Raw genomic sequence first — 17,826 nt, 5'->3', positions numbered from 1 at the left:
TTCATGGAAAAGAGCATTTTGATCGTCGACGATTCATTCAGCCTGCGACAGACCATCACCCTCGCACTCAAGGGCGCGGGCTACAACGTGGTGGAAGCGGCCGATGGCAAGGAGGCGCTGAAGAAGCTGGACGGGCGCAAGTTCAACCTGGTCATCTCCGACCTCAACATGCCCAACCTCGATGGCCTGTCCTTCGTGCGCGAGATGAAGCAGATGCCGGCCTACAAGTTCACGCCGGTGATCATGCTCACCACCGAAAGCGGCGAGGCGCGCAAGCAGGAAGGCAAGGCGGCGGGCATCCGCGCCTGGGTCAACAAGCCGTTCCAGCCGCCGGTGCTGCTGGATGCGGTAGCCAAGCTGGTGCAACCCTGACGGGCCCGGCACAGGAAACAGGATAGAGAAATTCAGATGTCGCTCAAGCACGCCTCCCACAATGGCAACCTGCTGCTGACCTTCAGCGGCGGCCTGACCATATTCCAGGCGTCCGAACGCAAGCCCGAGCTGTTGCATGCCTTGTCGCTGGCGGAACAGTCGGTGTCGCTGGACCTGTCCGGCGTGGATGAAATCGACACCGCCGGCGTGCAACTGCTGCTCCTGCTCAGGCGCGAAGCCGAGCGCAGCGGACGCCGCATCGAAGTGGTGGCCTACAGCCCCGCCGTGCTGGCGGTATTCGACCTGCTGCAGCTGCATGACTGGTTCGGCGCCGAAGGCGCGGCGCTGGAGGGGGCGGCATGAAGAAGGATTCCGCGCGCGACGCCGTGGTGCAGGAAGCCCGCGAGCTGCTGGTAGCGATGGAAGCCGCGCTGCTGCAGATCGAGATGGAAGGTCCCGGCAAGGATGCGGTCAACGCCATCTTCCGCGCCGCCCACACCATCAAGGGCTCGGCCGGTCTGTTCGCCTTCGACAGCATCGTGCAGTTCACCCACCTGGTCGAGCATGTGCTGGACAAGGTGCGCAACGAGGAGCTGCCGCTCAACGACCACATGATGTCGCTGCTGCTGCAATGCGGCGACTACATCGGCGAGCTGGTCGACGCCATCGAGCGGCGCGAGGAAGAGCACGAGCCCGACCTGGCGCGCCGCCAGGCGCTGGAGGCAGAGCTTGACGTCATGGCGCGCAGCGCCGGCGCCGCCGCGCCGCCGCCGGCCCAAGTCACCGCCGCTGCCGCCGCGGGAACGGCCGAACAGCCGGCGCCGCCGGTCCTGCCGGCCAACGACGGCGCGCCCTCGTCCAATCCCTATTGGCACCTGTCGCTGCAGTTCAGCGACAACGTCCTGCGCGATGGCCTGGATCCGGTTTCCTTCCTGCATTACCTGCGCACGCTGGGACGTATCGTGGCCATCATGCCGGTGCTGGAGCAGATGCCCGAGGCCGAGCAGATGGACGCGGAAAGCTGCTATCTCGGTTTCGAGATCTGCCTGGTATCGGACTCCACGCTGCAGACGCTGGAGAGCGTGTTCGAGTTCGTGCGCGAAGACAGTCGCATCGACATCCTGCCGCCGCGCAGCCCGCTGTCGGCCTATGCCGGCGTGCTGGGGCGACTGGGCACGGCCGAAGCGCAGCGCCTGGCCGCCATGTGGCAGCAGCACGGCGCGCTGTCCGAGCCGGAGTGGCAAGGCCTGGGCATGGATGCCGCCGCGGCGCTGGCCGCATCGCGCGCAGCGCCGGCGGGCGCGGCCCGGCCGTCGACGGTGGTGGCCGCGCTGGCGCAGATCGGCCCGCGTCCGCGCCCATTGGACGACCGTCGCGCGCAAGAACAAAAATTCATCAAGATCGAAGTCTCCAGGCTCGACCAGCTGATCGACCTGGTGGGCGAGCTGGTGATCGCCGGCGCCAGCGCGCGCCTGATCGCGCGCCGCCGCAAGGACACCCAGTTCGAGGAAGCCACCCAGGCCATCGACGCCCTGATGGAACAGATCCGCGACGCCGCGCTGACGCTGCGCATGGTGCAGATCAGCGAAGTGTTCCAGCGCTTCCCGCGTATCGTGCGCGACTTCGCGCGCGACATGGAGAAGGACATCGAGCTGGTCATGACCGGTTCGGAAACCGAGCTCGACAAATCCATGATCGAGCGTATCGCCGATCCCCTGATGCACATCGTGCGCAACGCCATCGACCACGGCATCGAGCCGGCCGCCGAGCGCATCGCCGCCGGCAAGGAGCCCAAGGCCACGCTGCGGCTCAATGCGACGCACGAGTCCGGCAGCGTGGTGATCGAAGTGATGGACGACGGCCGCGGCATGGACCGCGACCGCATCCTCGCCACCGCCATCAGCCGCGGGCTGACCACGCCGGACGCCGATCTTTCCGACGCCGAGATCTACCGCTTCGTGTTCGAGCCGGGATTTTCCACCGCGCGGCAGGTGACCGAGCTGTCCGGCCGCGGCGTGGGCATGGACGTGGTCAAACGCAACATCGACGCGCTGCACGGCGAGGTCGCCATCGATACCGAACGCGGACGCGGGACCGTGGTGCGCGTGCGCCTGCCGCTGACGCTGGCGATCATCTCGGGCTTCCAGGTGGTGGTCGGCAATGCCGTCTTCGTGATCCCGCTGGACATGGTGGTCGAGTGCATCGACATGCCGGCGCAGCGTCCGGAGCACAACATCGTGTCGGTGCGCGAGGAGCCCTTGCCCTTCGTCCACCTGCGCGAACTGTTCGACCTGCCGCTGCGCGAACGCGGCCGCAAGAGCCTGGTGATCGTGCAGTACGGCCAGCAGCGCGCGGGTTTGCTGGTGGACGGCCTGCTGGGCGAATGCCAGGCGGTGATCAAGCCGCTGGGGCAGCTGTTCGGCAAGGTCAAGGGACTGTCCGGTTCGACCATCCTGGGCGATGGCCGGGTGGCGCTGATCCTTGATATCCCGCATCTGGTGCAATACACGCAGCAGCAGGAACAATACCATCCGACGACGCAGGCCGAACGCGGCGTGGCGTCCGAGCAATGAGCAGGCCGCAGAGAGGGAAGCAATCATGCATAACACGATGACGCACCGGATGAGCATCAAGCAGCTCTTCATCTGGCTGGCGCTGGTACTGTCGATTCTGGTGGCGGTGGTGATCAGCCTGACCGGCGCGCTCAAGGACGCCAACCTGGCGCTCGAACGCGCGCATGAATCGCGTTACTACTCTTCCACGCTGGCCAACGAACTGCGGCGCACCACCGAGGACATGACCAAGTTCGCGCGGGCCTATGTGACCACCGGCGACCCTAACGACGAGGATCGCTATTACATGATCGTGGACATCCGCAACGGCAAGCGCGCGCGTCCCAAGAACTATGACCGCTTCAACTGGGACCTGGTCAGCGCCCGCAAGCTGCAGGCCGACCCGGGCGTCAAGCCGGTGTCGCTGATCGAGCTGATGAAGCAGTCCGGCTTCACCGAGCAGGAACTGGCCAAGATGCAGGAGGCGGTCAACGTGTCCGACCAGCTCTCCAAGATCGACGTCACCGCCTTCCACGCCGTCAAGGGCGAGTTCGACGACGGCGAGGGCAAGTTCACCGTGGTGGGCGCGCCCAACCAGGCGATGGCGCAGGAGCTGGTGTTCGACCAGACCTATCGCGCGCTGTTCGGCAAGGTGATGAGCCCGATCAACGATTTCCTGCGCCTGGTCGACGAGCGCACCGAGGGCAAGGTGACCCGGGCCCAGCGCGATTACGTCGAGCTGGAGCAGAAGATCTTCTGGCTGCTGGCCGCCTCCGTGATGCTGCTGTTCGGCTGCCTGTGGTTCGCCTATTACACCATCCGCTCGCAGATCGGCGGCGAGCCGCGCGACGCCATGACGGTGCTGCGTCGTGTGGCCGAGGGCGACCTCACCGTGGCCGTGCCGCTGCACAAGAAGGACAAGGTCAGCGTGCTCTACAGCACCCAGCAGATGGTCAACAAGTGGACCGATGTGATCGGCGACGTCGGCGGCACCGCCAGCTCACTGGCGTCGGCATCCGAGCAGATCTCGTCGTCGTCGCAGGCGCTGTCGCACAACGCCGCGCAGCAGGCCTCCAACGTCGAGGAGACCAGCGCCTCGGTCGAGCAGATCACCGCCACCATCGCGCAGAACGCCGAGAACGCGCGCACCACCGACGGCATCGCGAGCCAGTCGGCCAATGCCGCCAGCGAAGGCGGCAACGCCGTGCGCGAGACGGTGCTGGCGATGAAGCAGATCGCCAGCAAGATCGGCATCATCGACGACATCGCCTACCAGACCAACCTGCTGGCCCTGAACGCCGCGATCGAAGCGGCGCGCGCCGGCGAACACGGCAAGGGCTTCGCGGTGGTGGCGGCCGAAGTGCGCAAGCTGGCCGAGCGCTCGCAGACGGCCGCGCAGGAAATCATCGCGGTGGCCGAGCAGAGCGTGGGCCTGGCCGAAAAGGCGGGCGGCCTGCTCAACCAGATGGTGCCGTCGATCCGCAAGACCGCCGACCTGGTGCAGGAGATCGCCGCCGCTTCCAACGAGCAGTCGGCGGGCCTGGAGCAGATCAACAATGCCGTGCACCAGATGGCGCAGACCACGCAGATGACGGCGTCGGCGTCGGAGGAACTGTCGTCGACCTCGGAAGAGATGAGCGCGCAGGCGATCCACCTGCAGGAGCTGATGCGCTTCTTCCGCGTCGGCGACGCCAGGAAGACGCCCTCGCGCGGGGAGACGGTGGTGAACCAGAAGCCGAACATCGGCGGCGAGCCGCGCGTGCGCCGCCTGTCGATGCTCGACGGCGCCGACGGGCAGCCGCCCATCGACGAGTCGTCGTTCAAGCGGTTCTGAGCGCGCCGCCGGCAGCGACCGCTGCAACACAACGAGGTCATCATGAAACTTGCCAACAAGCTTGCGGCGTCCTTCGTGCTGGGGGCATTGATCACGCTGGGGGTCGGCGCCATGGGCGCCTACAACCTCTACAAGGTCAACGGCTTGTTGCAGGAGGTCTATGTTTCCAACCTCAAGACCATCGTCAGCCTCAACGACACCCGCAAGCATGCGCAGGACGTCTACCTCGACATGGCCTTGCTGCAGCGCGCCGACGAGCCGGCCGAGCGCGTGCGGATAAACGGTTTGCTGGACGGCAGCATCGGCCAGATGAACAAGGCCTTCGCCGCCTACAAGGCGACCACCATTCTGTCGCCGCTGGAGGATGAGCTGCAGCGCCAGTGCGAACAGATGCTGGCCGACTACATCAGGGTGGCCAATGAGAATGCCAGGCTGCAGCGCGAAGGCGGCCTGGGGCCGGAGGCCGTCGCCGGCCTGTATCTGCAGTCCGAGCGGGTGCGCAATCAGTTGCAGGCGCTGACCGACGAGAACGTGCGCCAGGCCACCGACAACAAGGTGCGCGCCGACGCGCTGGAACGCAGCAACATGCAGAGCATGATCGGCGTGACCCTGGTCGCCATGTGCATCGCGCTGCTGCTGGGCGGCTATACGCGCTATCTGTTCGCGCGCCAGATCGGCGGCGACCCGCGCGAGGCGATGCGCGCGCTACGGCGTGCGGCCGAAGGAGATCTGTCGGTGCGTTTCAAGGTGTCCCGGCTGGGACGCGGCAGCATGATGGACAGCGCCCAGCAGATGATGGATCGCCTCAACGGCGTCTTGCATGACGTCAGCGTCGCCATCGCCATGCTGGTCAGCGCCTCCGCGCAACTGTCGGCCGCCGCGCAGCAGCTGAGCGACAATTCGTCGCGCCAGGCGGCCAATGCGGAAGAGACCGGCAGCGTGGTCGAGCAGATCACCGCCACGGTGGGGCACAACACCGACAACGCCCACAAGACCAACGAGATCGCCGGCGATTCGGCGCGCGCGGCGGGCGAGAGCGCGCAGGTGGTGCGCGAGACCATCGGCGCCATGCGGGCCATCGCCAGCCATATCGGCGTGATCGACGACATCGCCTACCAGACCAACCTGCTGGCCTTGAACGCATCGATCGAGGCGGCGCGCGCCGGCGAGCACGGGCGCGGCTTCGGCGTGGTCGCCGGCGAGGTGCGCAAGCTGGCCGAACGCTCGCAGGCGGCGGCGCAGGAGATCGTTGACGTCGCCCAGCGCAGCATGGAGCTGGCCGAGCGCGCCGGCGGCCTGCTCGACAGCATGCTGCCCTCGATCCAGCGCACCGCCGACCTGGTCGACGACATTTCGTTTTCGGCGCGCGAGCAGAGTTCGGGACTGGTGCAGATCAACGTGGCGGTAGGGCAGATCGCGCAGGCGGCGCAACTCAATGCCGCGGCCTCCGAGGAATTGTCGGCGACCTCCGAGGAGCTTAGTGCGCAGGCGCTGAACCTGCGCGAGCTGATGCGTTATTTTTCGCTGGGCGAACGCTATGCCGGACAAGGCGAGCGCGCCGACGGCGGCGTACAGGCCGTGCGCGTGGAAGCGGCCAGGGCTTCGGTCCTGGAGGTGCGATGAACGCGCCGGCACGATCAACTGAAATCGAATTTGCAAGAGGAGAAGGCGATGCCTAGCGTGTCGTTGAACGGCGAGACCTTCAGGAAACGGCAGCAGGAAGAGGCGGTGGAGAGCCGCCAGTTCCTGACCTTCCTGGTTGGCACCGAAAGTTTCGCGATGCCTATCGGCAGCATCCGCGAGATCATCGAGTTCGGCGGGCTCACCGAGGTGCCGCTGATGCCCAGTTTTTTGCGCGGCGTGATCAACCTGCGCGGCTCGGTGGTGCCGGTGATCGACCTGTCGGTGCGCTTCGGTCGCGCGCCCACCGTCATCGCCAAGCGCACCTGCATCATCATCATGGAGCTGCAGCAGGACGACCAGCAATTGCTGCTTGGCGTGATGGTCGACGCGGTCAGCGCGGTGCTGAGCCTGGAGACCGACCGGATCGAACCTCGGCCGTCGTTCGGCGCCGGCATCCGCGCCGATTTCATCGAAGGCATGATCAATATCAACGAGCGTTTCGTGGTGGTGCTCGATGTGCCCAGGGTGCTGTCGGTGGATGAACTGGCCAGCCTGCTGGGCATCAGTTCGGACGGCGTGCTGGCCGGCGAGGACCGTGAAGAGCGCGCGCTGCGCGCGCATGCAGAGGGCCGGGAGGATTGAACGATGAACAGCGGCCCCGCACTGGTTGAACCGGATGTCAGCGACCGCGAGATGCTGTTGTTCCAGCAGCTGTTCAAGCAGCATATCGGGCTGCACTTGCCGGTGTCCAAGAAGGCGCTGCTGCAAAGCCGCCTGGGCAGCCGCATGCACGAACTGGGGCTGCGCCAGCTCAGTCAGTACCACGCGCTGATCGCCGCCGACGACGGCGGCACCGAGCGCCAGCGGGCGATCGACCTGATCACGACCAACGAGACTTATTTCTTCCGCGAACAGAGCCATTTCGATTTCCTGGGCAACGAGCTGTTGCCCGCCTGGTCGTCGGTGAAGACGCTGCGCGTGTGGAGCGCGGCCAGTTCGACCGGGGAGGAGGCCTATACCTTGTCGATGCTGCTGGACCACTACCGGCCCGACGGTTCCTGGTCGGTGTTCGCCTCCGACATCAGCACGCGCGTGCTCAGCTTCGCGCGCCGGGCGCTGTACCCGATGGCGCGCGGACAGAATATTCCGCGCCAGTACCTGAAGCGCTATTGCCTGCGCGGCACCGCCGAGTACGAGGGGCATTTCCTGGTGGAAGGGACATTGCGGCGCAAGGTCGAGTTCGCGCAGCGCAACCTGACCGACCTGGGCGCTTTCGACGACGGCAGCTTCGACCTGATCTTCCTGCGCAACGTCATCATCTATTTCGATTTCCCGACCAAGGTGCAGGTGGTCAGCGACGTGCTCAGCCGCCTGCGGCCCGGAGGCTATCTGGTGGTGGGTCATTCGGAGTCGCTGCACGGGATGAACCTGGCGCTGGAAATGCATTCGCCCTCGATCTACAGGAAGCCGGAATGAGACGCCGCACCGTCCCGGATCACGCCGCACGTTGCGCCACGACTCGTGCCGCATGTTGCGCCGCATCGCGCGCGGTCGCGCATTGCCGGCCAGGGGGGCAGCCATGATTCGCGTGATGGTGGTCGACGACTCCTCGGTAGTGCGCCAGCTGATGCAGGAGCTGTTGGGCGCGACCAGCGACATCCAGGTGGCGGCGACCGCGTCCGACCCCATCTTCGCCATGCGCAAGATGCGCCAGGAATGGCCGGACGTGATCGTGCTCGATATCGAGATGCCGCGCATGGACGGCATCACCTTCCTGAAGCAGATCATGGCGGTGCGCCCCACGCCCGTCATCATCTGTTCGACCCGCGCTGACAGCAGCACCGGCGTGACGATGGAGGCGCTGGCGGCCGGCGCGGTCAGCGTGATCTCCAAGCCGGCGCTGGGCGTGCGCGATTTCCTGCACGACACCTTCGACGACCTGGCCAATGCGATCCGCGCCGCCGCCCAGGCCCATCCTGCACGCAGTATCGCCGGCCATGCGGCGCATGTCTCTCAGACCACTGCGCCTGCGCCGGAAGCGACACCGGCCGCAGTCTCGGCGGCAAGTGTTGCGCCAGCGGCACCGCTGCCGGCTGAAGCACGCATGCCGAAAGCGCCGCCGAGGGAAATGAGGCATCATGAAGGCTGGGTCGCCGGGTTGCAGAGATACAGCGCCGATGCGGTGCTGGAGGCGCCGGGAGCGGCCGATGCTTTCCATCCGGCTACGGCCAGGATCGTCGCCATCGGCGCATCGACCGGCGGGCCGCAGGCGCTGGAGATGGTGCTGGGCGGACTGAGCACGCACTGCCCGGGGGTGGTGGTGGTGCAGCACATGCCGGAACGGTTCACGCGCAGTTTCGCCGATCGCCTGCACAAGATTTCCATGGTCGACGTCAAGGAGGCCGAGCACCTCGACATGATCGTGCCGGGCCGCGTGCTCATCGCGCCCGGCGGGATGCACCTTGTGGTCAAGCGGGATGGCGTGCAGTACTATGTTGAGGTCATCAACGGTCCTCTCGTGAGCCGGCACAAGCCCTCGGTGGATGTGCTGTTCCGCTCGGTGGCGAAAGCCGCCGGCAGCAATGCGGTCGGCATCATCATGACCGGCATGGGCGACGATGGCGCCCGCGGCCTCAGGGAAATGGCTGATCGTGGCGCCGCCACCTATGCCCAGGATGAGCGCAGCAGCGTCGTCTTCGGCATGCCGAAAGAAGCAATACAGCTGGGTGGCGTCGGTGACGTCATCTCCCTTGAAAACATCTCTGCTGTGATTGAACAATATGGCTTCCGAGAACCTGAATGAGCTGATCGAGTCAGCGCTGGTGGTCGACGACAGTGCGCTGCAACGGCAGCACACGGTGGGCCTGCTGCACGAACTGGGCGTGGACATGATCTACGAGGCCGGCAACGGCAATGAGGCGTTGGATCTGCTGGCCTTGCTGAAGCTGCCGCCGGGCCTGGCCGTGATCGATCTCGAGATGCCTGGGATGGACGGCATCGAGCTGATCCAGCATCTGCAGCAGAAGGGCGTAAACATGCCGCTGATCGTCGCTTCCAGTCGCGAAGCTTCGCTGCTGCTGTCTGTGGAGACCATGATCCAGGCGCTGGGCATGCGCGTGCTGGGCGCGCTGCAAAAGCCGCTCAGCCAGGAAAAACTCAAGTCCGCATTGCGCAGCTTCACTCCCACGCGCAACGACGCGCGCCAGAATTTCGATCCGCAGCCGTCGATGTGCGAATCCGACCTGGCCGCCGCGATCGCCGGCGGCCAGGTGGTGCCCTACTACCAGCCCAAGGTCGACGTGCAGACCGGCATCCTCAAGGGCGTCGAGGCGCTGGCGCGCTGGCTGCATCCGGAGCGCGGCATGATCCCGCCGGATCGCTTCATTCCGATGGCCGAGCAGTGCGGCCTGATCCACGACCTCACCATCAGCATGATGGACCAGGCCATGGCGCAGGCGGCGGTGTGGCACAGCCGCGGGCTGGCCATCAAGGTGGCGGTGAACCTGTCGCCGCTGTCGCTGGAGCAGTCCGACTTCATGCATCGCATCATGGCGCTGGTGGATCGCCACGCGCTGCCGGCCGACCGCGTGGTGCTGGAGATCACCGAGAGTTCGGTGGTGGCCAACAAGGGCAATTCGCTGGGCACGCTGGCGCGCCTGCGGCTCAAGGGTTTCGGCTTGTCCATTGACGACTACGGCACCGGTTTTTCATCGATGCAGCAGCTTGCGCGCATCCCGTTCACCGAGCTCAAGATCGACCGCTCCTTCGTGCATGGCGCGCACGAGCGCAAGAACCTGCGCGTGATCCTGCAGTCCGCGCTGGACATGGCGCAAAGGCTGGAGCTGGTGACCGTGGCCGAAGGCATCGAGACCATGGAAGACTGGCGCCTGCTGCAGGACTTCGGCTGCAACATCGGCCAGGGCTACCTGATCGCCAAGCCGATGCCGGCCAACGAGCTTCCGCTGTGGCTCAAGGGACACCATCGCCGGCTGGCCGAACTGCGGCCGCTGCCGCGCGAAGGCGAGCCTTCGGACAGCGCGCAGAACGGCGCGCTCTGAGCGCCTTTCTGCTTCACTCTTCCAGCGTGCGCGGGGCGAACCCCAGCCGCTGATGCCATTCCAGCAGCGATTCCTTCGGGAAATGCTGGAATTTCTTGTCCTTCTTCTTTCCTTCCACTTCCACCCACGGCGCTTTCGAGTCCAGCAGCAGGTGCGTGTGCTCCGGCGGCGCCGGCAGGGGTGTATCGATGGCCGAGGCGAACGGATGCACGAGATCCGGCCACTCCGGGCTGTACAGCCATAGCGCACTGCCGCACTTGCTGCAGAAATGACGCTGCGCGGTGCTGCGGTGGGCACGCTGCGCGCCGGGTTCCTTCATGCGCGCGTGATAGATGCTGATGGCCTTGCGGCCGCGCACCTTGAGCGTCCTGTAGTCGCCGCCGAGATTGATGGCGTAACCGCCGCCGCCCTGGGTCTTGCGGCAGATCGAACAGTAGCAGCGCTGGTAGGGATAGGGCGAGTCGCTCTCGAGGCTGAAGCTGACGGCGCCGCAGTGGCAGGATCCTTCCAGTTTCATGCGTGTCTCCTTGGCAGGTGGGGGCGGCGATGCGGCCAGGCAATGAGCTCGCGAACCGGCGCATCGCGCGTCTGGCTCAGAGCCGGCGCCGGCGATGAAGTTCGCAAGGGAGATGGACGGGGGCGGGACAGCGCTTGTCCGCGCCCTCAGAGCCTGCTGATGGGCTGGTCGGTGATGCCGGCCAGATAGGGGGCTGCGGGACCGGCGCCGGGGATCGAGACGGCCGGATCGATTTCCAGCAGCGGCGCCAGCACGAAGGCGCGCTGCGACATGCGCGGATGCGGTACCTGCAGCTCGGCGCTATCGATGCGGGCCTCGCCGTAGAGCAGCACGTCGAGGTCGAGCGTGCGCGGCGCGTTGCGGTAGGGGCGTTCGCGGCCGTGGTCCAGTTCGACCTGCTGCAATGCATGCAGCAGGTCCGTCGGCGCCAGCGTGGTGGCGAGCTGGGCCACGGCGTTGACGTAGTCGTCGCCGCTGGAGTCCACCGGCGCCGTGCGGTACAGGGACGAGACGCGCAGCAGTTGCGAACCGGGGAGGGACGCCAGCCGGACAATGGCCTGCTCGACCGTGGCGCGGGCGTCACCGAGGTTGCCGCCTATGCCGATGTAGGCGATGGTCTGCTGCGCTTGCATGCGCGGATTATTCGCCGCCGGCGGCGGGCGCCTGGTCGTTGCCGGAGGAGCCTCCGCCGCTGCCGCTACGGCGGCGACGACGGCGTTTGGGCGCTTCGCCGTCGCCGGCTGCGGGACCGTCCTGTGGTTCAGGCGTGGCGGTCTCGGCGGCGGTCGCCGGTTCAGCCGGAGCCTGGTCGTCGAAGGACTGCTCGCCCGGCGCGCCGCTCTTGGAGCGGTTGCGTCCGCCGCGGCGCTTGCGTTTTTTGGGCGCGGGGCCGGAAGAGGCGTCGGCCGGCTTGCGCGCGATCAGCTCCTCGCGCTCGGCGCCGTTGCCGGCGATGAAGGCTTCCCACCATGCGCCCAGTTCGGCGTCCAGTTCGCCCGATTCGCAGCGCAGCAGCAGGAAGTCGTAGCCGGCGCGCAGGCGCAGGTGTTCCAGCAGCTTGTACGGCGCTTTGCCCACGCGGCGCTCGAAGCGCGGCTGCATGGCCCAGATGTCGCGCATGTCGGAGGCGATCTTGCGCTGCAGGGCGAGCTTCTCGGTCTGGGCGTCGAGCACGTCGTCGGCGGCCAGGTGCAGCGCCGGGATCGGGAACTCGCCGGCGGCCTGGTAGGCGCGCCATTTCTCCAGCACCTGGTGCCACAGCAGCGAGGCGAACAGGAAGCCCGGCGACACCGGTTTGCCCTGCTTGACGCGGGCGTCGGTATTGGCCAGCGCCAGCGTGACGAACTTCTCGCCCAGCGGCTGCTCCAGCACCACGTCCAGCAGCGGCAGCAGGCCGTGATGCAGGCCTTCCTTGCGCAACTGCTGCAGGCAGGCCAGCGCATGGCCGCTCATGAGCAGCTTGAGCATTTCGTCGAACACGCGCGCGGCCGGCACGTTGTCGATCAGCGGCGCCATCACGCGGATGGGTTTGCTGCTGGCCGGATCGATGGTGAATTTCAGCTTGGCGGCGAAGCGCACCACGCGCAGCATGCGCACCGGGTCTTCGCGGTAGCGCGCTTCCGGCTCGCCGATGATGCGCAGCGTCTTGGCGCGGATGTCGGCGATGCCACCGTGGTAATCCAGCACCGTCTGCGAGGCCGGATCGTAGTACATCGCATTGATGGTGAAGTCGCGCCGCACGGCGTCTTCATGCTGCTCGCCGAAGGTGTTGTCGCGCAGCACGCGGCCATGTTCGTCCTTGGGAGAGCTGTCGGCCGAGGCGCCGCGGAAGGTCGTGACCTCGATGAGCTCCTGGCCGAACATCACGTGCACGATCTGGAAACGGCGGCCGATGATGAAGGCGCGGCGGAACAGCGCCTTGACCTGCTCCGGGGTGGCGTTGGTGGCGACGTCAAAGTCCTTGGGCTTGACCGACAGCAGCAGGTCGCGCACCGCGCCGCCGACGATGAAGGCCTTGAAGCCGGCTTCCTGCAGGGTTTGCGTCACGCGCACCGCGTTGGGAGAAACCAGCGACGGATCGATGCCGTGCTGCTTGGGGCCCAGCACATCGGGCTCGGTGGAGCCGCCGGCGGCCCCGGCGGTCTTCTTGCCCTTGCCCAGGATCGAGCGAATCAGCTTCTTGATCATTGGGCGTGGCCGTCTTCGAAGAGGTTCAGCACCGGCCAGCCGCGCTCTTGCGCGTGGGCCAGCAGCTTGGCGTTGGGGTTGGTGGCGATCGGGTGGGTCACGCGCTCCAGCAGCGGGATGTCGTTTTGCGAATCGCTGTAGAAGTAGCTGCGTTCGAACTTGTCCAGCGTATGTCCGAGCTCGGCCAGCCAGGCGTCGGTGTGCGTGACCTTGCCGGCACCCAGGGTCGGCGTGCCCACCAGCTTGCCGGTGATGTTGCCTTGCGCGTCCAGCTCGGGCATGGCCGCGATCAGGTGCACGCGGCCGAACTGCTCGGCGATGGGCTTGGTGACGAAGTGGTTGGTGGCGGTGACGATGGCCACCAGGTCGCCGGCGTCGAGGTGCTTCTTCACCAGCGCCACGGCTTGCGGCAGGATGGCGGGCTGCACCACTTCCTGCATGAACTGGCGATGCATCTCATCGAGCTGGGCGCGCGGGAAGCGCGACAGGATCTCGAAGGCGAACTCCAGGTACTTGATCGGATCCAGCGTGCCGGCCTGGTAATGGGCGAACCACTGGTCGTTGGCCTTGCGGAAGCTTTCGGCTTCCACCGCGCCGATGCGGGCCAGGAATTCTCCCCACTCGTGGTCGGAGTCGAGGGGCAGCAGGGTGTGGTCGAGATCGAATAAGGCGAGGTTCATTGTTCTTCGGATTCCTGTTGTAACAGTTCGCGCAGCAAAGGCAACGTGATGGCGCGCTTGGTCGCCAGCGAGTAGCGGTCCAGCGCATCGAGCATGCGCGACAGCGAAGGCATGTCGCGCCGGTAATGGGTCAGCATGTACATCAGCACCGCGGGCGGGATTTCGAGGCCGCGCGTCAGGGTCGCCTGCAGCAGGGCGGCGATCTTCTCGTCGTCGGAAAGGTCGTGCACCTGGTAGATCAGGCCCCAGCCCAGGCGGGTGCGCAGGTCCTCGCGCAGTTCCAGGCGGGTCGGCGGCAGCTTGCCGCTGGAGACCAGCCAGCCGCCCTGTTCGCGGATCTGGTTGAACAGGTTGAAGGCGGCGATCTGGGCGTCGTCGTGCAACTGGTCGACGTCGTCGACCAGGTAGTGCGAAATCTGCGGGGAGTAGTCGAAGGCATCGCCGGCGGACGCGGAAGTGATCACGCGCGCGCGCGCGCCGACGGCGGTGGCCACGGTCTGCAGCAGGTGGCTCTTGCCGGCGCCGGCTTCGGCCCAGAGGTAGATGAAGCGGTCGGTGCTGGCGCTGGCGGTGTGCGTGGACGTGTCAGCGCCGGCGGCGAGCTGCTTGAGGCGCTCCAGCAGTTCAGCGTTGCGGCCAGTGACAAAAGTATCGAAGCTTTGCGGCTGGTCCGCGCTTAAATCGAGCGGAATTTGTTTCATGACTGACGGTTATAGAAATCACTGGCCAGGTACTCGCGCCGCACATGGATGGCGATCACCGAGACGATGGCCGATGCCGGCAGCGCCAGCAGTACGCCGACGAAGCCGAACAGCTGGCCAAAGGCCAGCAAGGCAAAAATGACGACCAAGGGGTGCAGGCCGATGCGTTCGCCGACCAGCTTGGGCGTCAGGATAAAGCTTTCCAGCACCTGGCCGGCGCCGTAGATCAGCGCCACCCACAGCAGGCCGACGGCGCCGTCGAACTGCAAGATGGCGGCCAGGATCGCCAGCACCAGGCCGAGCCCGAAGCCGACGTAGGGAATGAAGACCAGCAAGCCGGTCAGCACGCCCACGGGAATGGCGCTGTCGAAGCCCGCAAGCGTCAGCGCCACTGAATAATAGACCGCCAGCACCAGCATCACCAGCAATTGACCGCGCAGGTACTGCCCCAGCAGGTCATCGACCTCGGTGGCCATGGTGTTGATGCGGCCGGCCCAGCGGCGCGGAATCATGGTCTGCACGCGCTTGATGAACGGGTGCCAGTCCTGCAGCAGGTAGAACAGCACCATCGGCACGAACAGCAGGTTGGCCGCCCACGCCAGCAGCGCCGTGCCGCCCGCGCGCGCCGACGCCAGCACCGAGGCCCACAGCTCGTCGCCGCTGGTGCTGATCTGCTGGGTCAGCAGGGCCTTGATGCCGGCCAGGTCCAGGCGCACATCGAAGCCCAGCTGGTGCAGCCGCGGCGACACGGCCGCGTTGAGCTTGTCCAGCAGCGGCGGGATCTGCGCCTGCAGCTGCGGGATCTGGCGCAGCACCAGCGGCACCACGATCAGCACCAGCGCCAGCGCGGCCAGGATCAGCAGCAGCACCATGATGGTCACCGCCACGAAGCGCGGCACCCGCACCGGTCCGATGCGGCGCCGGGCGATCCAGTCCACGCCCGGATTGAGCGCGTAGCCGAGGATGCCGGCGGCGATGAACGGCGAGAGCATGGGGCCCAGCGCGGCCAGCAGGGTCAGCAGCAGAATTCCGACAATCAGCCACACCAGATTTTGTTTTTGTTCTTCGGACAAAGAAAAAGGCATGGAATCGGGGCTTCGGGGTGTCGGTTTTGTTAAAATCACGGTTTGGCGGGGGGATTTACCCCCGAATTTCCTATTTTACCGTCTTAACTGGCAATATTTCATCATGACTTCACCATCCAATGTCTCCCTTTCCTACCGTGACGCTGGCGTCGACATCGATGCAGGCGACGCACTGGTCGAGGCGATCAAGCCGTTTGCCAAGCGTACGACCCGCGAAGGCGTGCTGGGCGGCATTGGCGGTTTCGGCGCCCTGTTCGAAATCAGCAAGAAGTACAAGGAGCCGGTGCTGGTGTCCGGCACCGACGGCGTAGGCACCAAGCTGAAGCTGGCTTTCCATCTTAACAAGCACGATACGGTCGGTATCGACCTGGTCGCCATGAGCGTCAACGACATCCTGGTGCAGGGCGCCGAGCCGCTGTTCTTCCTGGATTACTTCGCCTGCGGCAAGCTGGACGTGCCGTCGGCCACCGACGTCATCAAGGGCATCGCCGCCGGCTGCGAACAGGCCGGCTGCGCCCTGATCGGCGGCGAGACCGCCGAAATGCCGTCCATGTACCCGGACGGCGAATACGACCTGGCCGGCTTCGCCGTCGGCGCGGTCGAGAAGTCCAAGATCATCGACGGCACCAAGATCGCCCCGGGCGACGTGGTGCTGGGCCTGGCCTCGTCGGGCGCGCACTCCAACGGCTACTCGCTGGTGCGCAAGATCCTGGAAGTCGCCAAGCCGGACCTGAACGCCGATTTCCACGGCCGCAAGCTGGCCGACGTGCTGATGGCCCCGACCCGCATCTACGTCAAGCCGCTGCTGTCGCTGATGGAGAAGCTGGAAGTCAAGGGCATGGTGCACATCACCGGCGGCGGCCTGGTCGAGAACATCCCGCGCGTGCTGCAGGACAACCTGACCGCAGAGCTGGATGCCAAGTCCTGGACCATGCCCCCGCTGTTCACCTGGCTGCAGCAGCACGGCGGCGTGGCTGACGCCGAGATGCACCGCGTCTTCAACTGCGGCATCGGCATGACCGTGATCGTCTCCAAGGAAAACGCGGACGCCGCCGAAGCCCACCTGAAGGCGGCCGGCGAGACCGTCTACCGCATCGGTGCCATCCGCGCCCGCGCCGAAGGCGAAGCCCAGACCATCGTGCGTTAAAACAACAGTGCACGCCGGGATGCCGGCGTTGCGTTGTTGAAGGGAAACAAAAATGGCTGCAAGCGATTGCAGCCATTTTTTATTGCCCCGGTGAAACCTGGGGTGGTGCGCCGGAATGATGCGCCGGAATGCGTCGGACTGCAGCCGTTCAGCTGGCCTGTTCCGAGTCGCCGTCCTGGTGGGCCAGGATCTGGCGCGGCACGGCCTGGATATTGCGCGCCACACCCGACGGCGGCGGCACGCGCACCGGCTCGCTATGGTCGGACTGGGACGACAGCACGTTGAGCGTGGCCTCCGGCGCCGCATCCCAGACCGGGTCGTCGATCGCCTCGAACACGCGCTTGAGTTGCGAACCCCAGCTGCGGCGGATCATCTGGAAGTACTGGTTCTGCTCGTCGATGGTGACGAAGCGGGTCACCGCCAGGTCTTCGCTGTCGTAGACCAGCAGGTCCAGCGGCAGGCCGACCGAGATGTTGGACTTCAGGGTCGAGTCCATGGAGATCAGCGCGCACTTGGCGGCCTCGTCCAGCGTGGTCTGCGGAGTGACGACGCGGTCGATGATGGGCTTGCCGTACTTGGCTTCGCCGATCTGGAAATAGGTGTTCTCGTCGTGCGACTCGATGAAGTTGCCGGCCGAATACATCTGGAACAGGCGGCAGCGCTCGCCCTTGATCTGGCCGCCGAAGATGATGGAGACGTTGAAGTCGATGCCGAACTTGCTCAGCTCGCCGGCTTCGCGGTCGTGTACCGCGCGAATGGCGTCGCCCAGGATCTGGGCGGCTTCGTACATCGAGGTGGCGGTCCAGATGGTGCGGCCTTCGGCGTTGGTGCGCTCGGTCACCATCTGGCGGATCGATTGCGAGATCGAGAGATTGCCGGCAGTCATCAGCACCATGACGCGATCACCTGGATTCTCGTAAACACTCATTTTGCGGAAAGTGCCGATGTGATCGACGCCCGCATTGGTTCGCGAATCGGACAGGAATACCAGGCCGCTATTCAGGCGCATGGCAACGCAATAGGTCATGATGTGATCTGAAAATGTAAAAACCGGATTTTACAGTAAGCCC

17 protein-coding genes are annotated in these 17,826 nt (G+C 65.8%); 10 read left to right on the top strand and 7 right to left on the bottom strand.

Annotation, left to right across the window (positions count from 1 at the left end; all coding sequences use genetic code 11):
- Nucleotides 1-3 precede the first annotated feature (3 nt).
- The 9 genes from CEJ42_RS11495 to CEJ42_RS11455 all read left to right on the top strand — a co-directional run bounded on the left by CEJ42_RS11495 (nt 4) and on the right by CEJ42_RS11455 (nt 10,439).
- Nucleotides 4-372, top strand: coding sequence for a response regulator (locus CEJ42_RS11495; protein WP_079216808.1), 369 nt, complete (start codon nt 4-6; stop codon nt 370-372).
- A gap of 36 nt (nt 373-408) precedes the next feature.
- On the top strand, nt 409-735 hold the full coding sequence (locus tag CEJ42_RS11490) for an STAS domain-containing protein (protein ID WP_079216807.1): 327 nt from the start codon (nt 409-411) through the stop codon (nt 733-735).
- Nucleotides 732-2,945 carry a chemotaxis protein CheA gene (locus tag CEJ42_RS11485; RefSeq protein WP_088751137.1) on the top strand — a complete coding sequence of 738 codons (2,214 nt, stop codon included), beginning with the start codon at nt 732-734 and terminating at the stop codon, nt 2,943-2,945. The genes CEJ42_RS11490 and CEJ42_RS11485 overlap by 4 nt, the downstream gene beginning before the upstream one ends.
- Before the next feature lie 25 nt (nt 2,946-2,970).
- The gene (locus tag CEJ42_RS11480) at nt 2,971-4,758 is read left to right on the top strand and encodes a methyl-accepting chemotaxis protein (protein ID WP_079216803.1); all 1,788 of its coding nucleotides are present in this window, start codon (nt 2,971-2,973) and stop codon (nt 4,756-4,758) included.
- Between the two features lie 42 nt (nt 4,759-4,800).
- Nucleotides 4,801-6,381, top strand: coding sequence for a methyl-accepting chemotaxis protein (locus CEJ42_RS11475; RefSeq protein WP_088751136.1), 1,581 nt, complete (start codon nt 4,801-4,803; stop codon nt 6,379-6,381).
- A 48-nt stretch (nt 6,382-6,429) separates the two neighbouring features.
- Nucleotides 6,430-7,023 carry a chemotaxis protein CheW gene (locus tag CEJ42_RS11470; RefSeq protein WP_088751135.1) on the top strand — a complete coding sequence of 198 codons (594 nt, stop codon included), beginning with the start codon at nt 6,430-6,432 and terminating at the stop codon, nt 7,021-7,023.
- A 3-nt stretch (nt 7,024-7,026) separates the two neighbouring features.
- Nucleotides 7,027-7,857: a CheR family methyltransferase gene (locus CEJ42_RS11465; RefSeq protein WP_088751134.1), complete on the top strand. Its 831-nt coding sequence runs from the start codon at nt 7,027-7,029 to the stop codon at nt 7,855-7,857.
- Nucleotides 7,858-7,960: 103 nt separating this feature from the next.
- A complete protein-coding gene (locus CEJ42_RS11460) occupies nt 7,961-9,184 on the top strand; it encodes a protein-glutamate methylesterase/protein-glutamine glutaminase (RefSeq protein ID WP_088751133.1) in 1,224 nt (407 codons plus the stop codon).
- A complete protein-coding gene (locus CEJ42_RS11455) occupies nt 9,162-10,439 on the top strand; it encodes an EAL domain-containing response regulator (protein ID WP_088751132.1) in 1,278 nt (425 codons plus the stop codon). The genes CEJ42_RS11460 and CEJ42_RS11455 overlap by 23 nt, the downstream gene beginning before the upstream one ends.
- Before the next feature lie 13 nt (nt 10,440-10,452).
- Here CEJ42_RS11455 and CEJ42_RS11450 read toward each other — a convergent pair whose 3' ends face one another.
- From CEJ42_RS11450 to CEJ42_RS11425, 6 genes are all read right to left on the bottom strand, one after another.
- A complete protein-coding gene (locus CEJ42_RS11450) occupies nt 10,453-10,956 on the bottom strand; it encodes a GFA family protein (RefSeq protein WP_088751131.1) in 504 nt (167 codons plus the stop codon).
- Nucleotides 10,957-11,102: 146 nt separating this feature from the next.
- Nucleotides 11,103-11,588, bottom strand: coding sequence for a 2-amino-4-hydroxy-6-hydroxymethyldihydropteridine diphosphokinase (gene folK / locus CEJ42_RS11445; protein ID WP_088751130.1), 486 nt, complete (start codon nt 11,586-11,588; stop codon nt 11,103-11,105).
- Between the two features lie 7 nt (nt 11,589-11,595).
- Nucleotides 11,596-13,143: a polynucleotide adenylyltransferase PcnB gene (gene pcnB, locus CEJ42_RS11440; protein ID WP_088751129.1), complete on the bottom strand. Its 1,548-nt coding sequence runs from the start codon at nt 13,141-13,143 to the stop codon at nt 11,596-11,598.
- Nucleotides 13,140-13,823, bottom strand: a complete 684-nt coding sequence (locus CEJ42_RS11435) for a histidinol-phosphatase (RefSeq protein WP_079216790.1) — start codon at nt 13,821-13,823, stop codon at nt 13,140-13,142. The genes pcnB and CEJ42_RS11435 overlap by 4 nt, the downstream gene beginning before the upstream one ends.
- Nucleotides 13,820-14,524, bottom strand: a complete 705-nt coding sequence (gene hda / locus CEJ42_RS11430; RefSeq protein WP_088751128.1) for a DnaA regulatory inactivator Hda — start codon at nt 14,522-14,524, stop codon at nt 13,820-13,822. The genes CEJ42_RS11435 and hda overlap by 4 nt, the downstream gene beginning before the upstream one ends.
- Nucleotides 14,521-15,609, bottom strand: coding sequence for an AI-2E family transporter (locus CEJ42_RS11425; RefSeq protein ID WP_088751127.1), 1,089 nt, complete (start codon nt 15,607-15,609; stop codon nt 14,521-14,523). Before CEJ42_RS11425 ends, hda begins: the two co-directional genes overlap by 4 nt.
- Before the next feature lie 103 nt (nt 15,610-15,712).
- On the opposite strand from CEJ42_RS11425, the gene purM reads away from it, so the two are divergent.
- Entirely contained in the window at nt 15,713-16,756 is a 1,044-nt protein-coding gene (gene purM, locus CEJ42_RS11420) for a phosphoribosylformylglycinamidine cyclo-ligase (RefSeq protein ID WP_079216787.1), read from the top strand.
- Nucleotides 16,757-16,904: 148 nt separating this feature from the next.
- Here purM and CEJ42_RS11415 read toward each other — a convergent pair whose 3' ends face one another.
- On the bottom strand, nt 16,905-17,783 hold the full coding sequence (locus CEJ42_RS11415) for a proteasome-type protease (RefSeq protein WP_079216786.1): 879 nt from the start codon (nt 17,781-17,783) through the stop codon (nt 16,905-16,907).
- Nucleotides 17,784-17,826: the final 43 nt, after the last annotated feature.

The sequence above is a fragment of the Herbaspirillum robiniae genome (assembly GCF_002213415.1).
GTDB lineage: Bacteria > Pseudomonadota > Gammaproteobacteria > Burkholderiales > Burkholderiaceae_D > Herbaspirillum > Herbaspirillum robiniae.
This window is presented reverse-complemented; position numbering and strand designations above follow the sequence as displayed.